Raw genomic sequence first — 4163 nt, forward strand, 5'->3', positions numbered from 1 at the left:
ACAGAGGGACAGGCATTAGGGTGAGTTGCTTGAGGGTTTCCCTGTCAGAAACCGGGGTCTCGATCCTGGGCGCCGAGGTCTTCATCATCGACGACCGCAGCGTCAACCGCAAGATTCTGACCAAATTCGCCTCCTCGGTCGGCGACGACATCACGGTCTCCGCCTTCCCCAACCCGGTCGATGCGCTGGAGGCCTGTGCCCGCACCGTGCCGGACCTCGTCATCACCGATTTCAAGATGCCGCTGATGGACGGGGCCGGCTTCATCCGGAACCTGCGGGGGCGGCCCGCTACCGCCGACGTCCCGGTGATCGTCGTGACCGCCTACGAGGACCACGAGATCCGGCGCGAAGCGCTGGAAGCGGGCGCCACCGACTTCATCCTCAGCCCGGTCGATCCGTGGGAGTTCCAGACCCGTGCCCGCAACCTGCTGCGTCTGCGCGCCCAGCAGCTGGTGATCCACCGCCAGACCGTGCGGGAAAGCGAGGAGCGCTTCCGCCTGCTGGTGGAAGGGGTCCGCGATTATGCCATCGTGATGCTCGATCCCGCCGGCCGGGTGACCAGCTGGAACACCGGGGCGGAGCGGCTGCTGGGGTATTCCGAACAGGAGATCCTGGGACAGCCTGCCTGGAGGCTCGATCCCGCCGACGGCGCCGGGGCCGGCTCCTCGGGAGTGGCGGCGATGCTCAAATCCGCGGCCTCCGACGGCAGCGTCCATGGCGAACATGTCAGGGTTCGCAAGGACGGTTCCCGCTTCCATGCCGACATCCTGGTCACGTCCATGCGTGACGAGACCGGGCGTTTGGCGGGATTCTCGATGGTGACGCACGACATAACGACCCGCCGCGACATGGAGAACGCGCTGAGGGACGCGCTTGCCGAAAGCCAGGTGCTCCTGCGCGAGCTTCATCACCGCGTCCGCAACAACCTTCAGGTCATCAGCACGGTCCTTTATCTTCAGACCATCGGCATGCCGGAGGGGGAGTTGCGGCACGGGTTCCGCCGCACCCAGCAGAGGATCGACGGCCTCGGCCTCCTGTTCCGCAACCTGCTCGGCCCGAGTCGCATCACCAGCGTCCAGTTCGACTCCTATCTGGTCGATCTCTGCACCAATCTCATCGGCGGCTTCGACGCGTCCCGCCATCTCAGGCGCGCGGTCGATGTCGGGACGCTGTCGCTGGAACTCGACATGGCCGGTCCGCTGGGGCTGGTGATCGGCGAGATCCTGTTCACGGCGTCGGATCTGAAGGCGCCTGCCGCCCCGTCATCCGGCGATGGGCCGGGAGCCGGCAAGGGGCTGGACGTCTCGATCCTCCCCGACGGCGTCGGGATCGTTCTCCGCTTCGCCTTCCCCCGCCCGCCGGCGGCGCCTTCGCCGTTCCAGATCGGCGGCCATTCCGCCCTGGGAACGACCGTGATGTCGGCGCTCGTCAACCAGCTCGATGCAAGGTTGAACATGCACGAGGAAGGGGATCGCGTCGTAATTACGCTGGCTCTGCCCCGCACGCTGTTCGAGTTCGACTGAATCCCTGTTGACTTAAATCAAATACAATATAATTGGCGATCGCTATACCGGTGCGGGTAGCAAGGGGAGTGATCGCATGGCGCGACCGACTGCCGCCCCCACCGGGCGCGAACGGGTCTTCGGCGAAGATGAAATCATCGTCAGCAAGACCGATCTCCGGGGCAGGATCACCTACGCCAACTCGGTCTTCCTGAGGATCGCGGGTTATGCGGAGGAAGACGTCCTCGGTCAGCCGCACAGCATGATCCGCCATCCCGGCATGCCGCGCGCCGTCTTCAAGCTGCTTTGGGAAACGATCGCCGGCGGCCGGGAGATCTTCGCCTACGTCAAGAACCTCGCGCGCGACGGCGACCACTACTGGGTCTTCGCCCACGTGACGCCCAGCTTCGACAAGACGGGCGCCATCACCGGCTACCACTCGTTCCGGCGCTGGGCACGGCGCGACGCGGTCGCGGCGGCCCAGGGCCTCTACGACGCCATGATCGAGATCGAGACCCGCACCGCCGACCGGCGCGAGGGTATCGCGGCTTCGACGGCGCTGCTCATGAAGGTCCTGGAGCAGAAGGGGTGTGACTATGACACGTTCGTCCTCTCTCTCTAGGATCCGGATGCTCGGCCTTGCGGCGGCGCTGACGGCATCCGCCGGCATCCTTCTGCCGTTCCTCGGCGATCCGGCTCCCGCGTGGTGGCTGGCGGTCCCTTCGCTCCTGCTGCTGCCGGCGGCGCTCGCCATCGTCGTCCTGGTCGGCAGGGTGGAGCGGGCGATAGCGCGGGCGCTGGAGGTCTGCGACGAATCGGCGATCGGCGACTACGACCGCCGCATCACGGCGGTACCGGAAGGCGGTTCTCTCGGGACCCTGTTCCTCCGGATCAACGACGTCCTGGATCTGGCCGACTGCTTCAGCCGGGAAGTAGGGGCGGCGATGGACCACGCCAGCCGCAAGCTCTATTACCGCAAGGTCACGGTGACCGGCCTCAAAGGCTGCTACCGCGCGGTAGCCGAGACGATCAACCGCTCCGTCGACGACATGGCCGAACGCGACCGGGTGCTGATCGAGGTCGAGCACGACATTACCGATCTGGTCGAAGCGGCGTCGCGCGGCGATTTCGCGCGCACGCTCAAGCCGGCCGACGGTTCGATGGCCCGGCTGTGCAACGGCATCAACGACCTGACCTCGACCGTCCGCTCCAGTCTGGCGGCGATCGACGGCGTGCTCTCGGCGATCTCCCACGGCGACCTTGGCCGCCGGATCGAGGATGATTTCCAGGGCGTCTTCGCCACGATCAAGTCCAACACCAACCGCATGGCCGACGAGCTGGCCCGGATCGTCGCCGAGATCGGCGACGCCGCCGACAGCATCGACGAGACGGCTACCGGAGTGGCCGACGGCAGCCGCGCGCTCTCCGGCAGCACGGAAAATCAGGCGGAACACCTGGAACGCACGGCAGCCGCCATGCAGCAGCTCACCGCCTCTGTGCGCAGCAATGCCGAGAACGCGGCGGAAGTGACCCGCGCCGTCGACGAGGCGCTCAGCCTGGCCGGATCGGCCGGCAAGGTCGCAGGCGACGCCGTCGGCGCCATGCACAGGATCGAGCAGTCGTCCAAGCGGGTCACCGACATCATCGGCCTGATGGACGAGATAGCCTTCCAGACCAACCTCCTGGCGCTCAACGCCGCCGTGGAGGCCGCCCGGGCCGGGGAGGAGGGCAGGGGCTTCGCCATCGTCGCGGCGGAGGTCCGCATGCTGGCGCGCCGCGCTTCCGATGCGTCCGGCGACATCAAGCGGCTGCTTCAGGAGAGCGGCAGCCAGGTCGCCAGCGGCGTCGACCTCGTCACCGCCGCCGGCCGTGCCCTGGACGAGATCGCGTCTGCCGTCACGATCGTCGCCGACCGGACCACCGGGATCGTCAGCGCCACCCGCGAGCAGGCCGTCGGCCTGGAGCAGATCAACGGCGCCGTCGCCGACATGGACACGATGACGCAGAGCAACGCCGATCTCGCCGACCAGAGCGCCGAAGCCGCGCGCACCCTGACCGGGCAGGCCGGCCACCTGAGCGACCTCATGGCCTTTTTCCGCCGTGACGCCGGCTATGGAGTGGATCGAGGCGCCGTTCGGAAAATGCAGGTGCGTTAAGATTTCATCTGGACAGTCCCGTGCAGCTCACATATAAGGCGCCTCCCACCAGGAACGGCCCGGCCCAAAGCTGGACAAGACCAAATGGGGATCTTCCATAGACTGAGTATTCAGCCGACGGCAGATGAGTCAGCTTAAGTAAGCGGAGTCATTTGCCGGCGTAAGTTTAACCCGGTATCTATGTAAGATCAGCATCCAGACTTCGGTTTGGATGTGAGTGTCAAAAAAGTTTCACCGAATAGCTTGACAGCGGCGGTTGGGACGGCTAGATAGAGGCCACGAACGGCGGACAACAGATCGCCGGTTCAACGGTTCTCCGGGACAAGATGATCGATCACCGCACCAAGCGATTGGGCGGATCGTCGTTGCCTCCCGGTTCGAGAATTCTCCGCTTTGGCGGTTGCGATCCCGGTTTCGGGGTTGCCTGGATCTTTGACAAGTTGATGATTTGAGAAGGGATGCGCAGGCGGCGGCACGGTTTGGTGCGGTATGAGGCACAAAATTG

At 65.6% G+C, this 4163-nt stretch carries 3 protein-coding genes; all 3 read left to right on the plus strand.

Going from position 1 to position 4163, the window contains the following annotated elements:
• Window positions 1-29: 29 nt before the first annotated feature.
• Complete coding sequence (locus AC5JJ6_RS01760) at window positions 30-1523, plus strand: response regulator (protein ID WP_496040393.1); 1494 nt, start codon at window positions 30-32, stop codon at window positions 1521-1523.
• 76 nt (window positions 1524-1599) lie between these two features.
• A complete protein-coding gene (locus AC5JJ6_RS01765; RefSeq protein WP_496040394.1) occupies window positions 1600-2124 on the plus strand; it encodes a PAS domain-containing protein in 525 nt (174 codons plus the stop codon).
• 7 nt (window positions 2125-2131) lie between these two features.
• Window positions 2132-3658 carry a methyl-accepting chemotaxis protein gene (locus tag AC5JJ6_RS01770; RefSeq protein ID WP_496040395.1) on the plus strand — a complete coding sequence of 509 codons (1527 nt, stop codon included), beginning with the start codon at window positions 2132-2134 and terminating at the stop codon, window positions 3656-3658.
• Window positions 3659-4163: the final 505 nt, after the last annotated feature.

It is taken from the genome of Skermanella sp. (genome assembly GCF_059503625.1).

Coding starts and splice junctions, on each gene's coding strand:
- AC5JJ6_RS01765 (WP_496040394.1), top strand. CDS start 1,600: ATGGCGCGACCGACTGCCGCCCCCACCGGGCGCGAACGGGTCTTCGGC.
- AC5JJ6_RS01770 (WP_496040395.1), top strand. CDS start 2,132: ATGCTCGGCCTTGCGGCGGCGCTGACGGCATCCGCCGGCATCCTTCTG.